Origin of the sequence: Neoroseomonas rubea, assembly GCF_016106015.1 — a bacterium.
GTDB lineage: Bacteria > Pseudomonadota > Alphaproteobacteria > Acetobacterales > Acetobacteraceae > Neoroseomonas > Neoroseomonas rubea.
Window position 1 is genome coordinate 1 of the sequence record NZ_JACADQ010000505.1, and the last position, 1,986, is coordinate 1,986.

3 protein-coding genes are annotated in these 1,986 nt (G+C 76.2%); 2 read left to right on the top strand and 1 reads right to left on the bottom strand.

The features are described 5' to 3' along the window. Both HW577_RS24235 and HW577_RS24240 read left to right on the top strand, forming a co-directional pair. Positions 1-776: RsmB/NOP family class I SAM-dependent RNA methyltransferase (locus HW577_RS24235; RefSeq protein ID WP_198378664.1), on the top strand; the 776-nt coding region annotated here is incomplete at its 5' end. Between the two features lie 254 nt (positions 777-1,030). Next, entirely contained in the window at positions 1,031-1,447 is a 417-nt protein-coding gene (locus tag HW577_RS24240; RefSeq protein WP_198378665.1) for a hypothetical protein, read from the top strand. 209 nt (positions 1,448-1,656) lie between these two features. Here the strand turns inward: HW577_RS24240 and HW577_RS24245 are convergent. Further along, on the bottom strand, positions 1,657-1,986 hold a 330-nt coding region (locus HW577_RS24245; RefSeq protein WP_198378666.1), incomplete at its 5' end, for a DUF2459 domain-containing protein.

A 1,986-nucleotide genomic window follows, 5' to 3' on the forward strand; every position in this document is an offset into this window, starting at 1 on the left:
CGCATCGCGGCCCGGCGCCGCTCGACCTGACCCCCGCGCCGGGCGCGAGCCCGCCGGCGGGGGCGGAGGTGCTGCCCACGGGATCCTGGCGCATGGCCGCGGGCACGCGGGTGACCGACCTGCCCGGCTTCGCCGAGGGCCGCTTCTGGGTGCAGGACGCGGCCGCCGCGCTGCCCGCCATGCTGCTCGCCCCGCGCGCGGGGGAGAGGATCGCCGACCTTTGCGCCGCGCCCGGCGGCAAGACGGCGCAGCTCCTCGCCGCCGGTGCCGTGGTGACGGCGGTGGAGCGCGACCCGTCCCGCGCGGCGCGGCTGCGGGAGAACCTCGCGCGGCTGCACCTGTCCGCCGAGGTGGTCCAGGCCGACGCCGCCACCTGGGCCCCGGCCGAGCCCTTCGACGCCATCCTGCTCGACGCGCCCTGCACCGCGACGGGCACGATCCGCCGGCATCCGGACGTGGCGCATGCCAAGCGACCGCGCGACGTGGCGAGCGCGGCCGAGGCCCAGTGCCGGCTGCTCGCCGCCGCGGCGCGGATGCTGCGGCCCGGCGGGCGGCTGGTCTTCGCCACCTGCTCCCTCCAGCCGGAGGAAGGGGAGGCGCATCTGGCGCGCGCCGCCGGCCTTGGCCTGGCGCATGAGCCCTTCGCGCCGGCCGAACTGCCCGGACTGCCGGAGGCGATCACGCCGGCGGGCTGCCTGCGGACTCGGCCCGACCTGTGGGCGGAGCGGGGCGGAATGGATGGGTTCTTCGCGGTGCGGTTCCGGCGCGCCGCCTGAGCAGCGTCCGGTCGCGCTGCACCGCGACGCGGTTGCGCCGACAGGGCGTGGGCGGCTCCGGCCTCCCAGTTTTCTTGCGCAGGACATCCGACCGGATGATTTCGCCGGGTCGGATATGGCTTTGGGCCGGTGGCGGAGCGGCTTTGCCGGCTGGCCGCCGTCAGCCCCGCGCGCGCCGCATCCGGGCGCGGTGCGGCCCGGCGTGGCCTCCCGGCGCGATTGTTCCGCCCTTCGCGGCCTGCGATGCTTCACCCATGGCATGGCGCCAGGACAGCCCGGAGCCCGGACCCGGCAGCGATGTCCGCCGGATGGTCGGCGCCTGCCTCGCCGTGCTGGCCGTTGCGCTGGCGGCCAGCCTGCTCAGCGGGGGCGGCCCGCTCGAGATGCTGCTGATCCTCGTGGTCGTCCTGGTGCCGGTCGGTGTCTTCGCCGCGGCGACCCGGCTGCCGGACCGCGTGCTCGGCGCCGCGGTCGCGCTCACCTTGGCCGGGGCCGGGCTGCCGCTCGTCCTGCCGGCCGATGCGATGGGCAGCGGGCCGATCGACGTCGCGAGCCTGGCCGAACGGAAGGGGCTGGTCGCCTATATCGCCGTGCTGGTGGTCTTCCTGGGCCTGGCGCTCGAAGGGGTGCGCCGCGTGGCCCGCTGGGAACGCTCGCGGGGGTCGGACTGAACCGTAGGCGCGGACATCCGGGGCGCGACGGCGCGGATCGCCGTGAGGTCCGGCAGGCGCAGCAGCGCGGAACGCATCAGCAGGTCGCGGCGGATGGACATGGTGGGTGGACTCGGATCCCGATTCGTCAGCCGGAACGTGTTGAACGCGGCGCAGGTTGCATAGGAACGGCTTCACGGTGGCAGCACCGTGACATTCCGCACCCGGCGTCATGCCTCTCCCGACTGCCGGGCCTGTTCCGCGCGCAGGGCCGCCATGGCTTCCCCGCGCAGCCGGATGCCGGCGACGGGCACCGGTAGACCAGCCTCGGCAAGCGCCCGCATGACCCATGTGTTGCACGTGAATCCGAGCGCGTAGGGCAGGCGGGAGGGCACCAGCACCTGGCCGCCGCGCGGGTCGGCTGGCGGCAGGTGCCCTACCTGGCCCGCGACGAAGGCCGCGATCGCCGCCGTGCCGCCGGCGGGCAGCCGCAGGGCGAGGCTTTCCTCCGCGCGGCCCGGCACCGGGCCGGGCAGTGCCCGCACCGAGACCACCGCCGG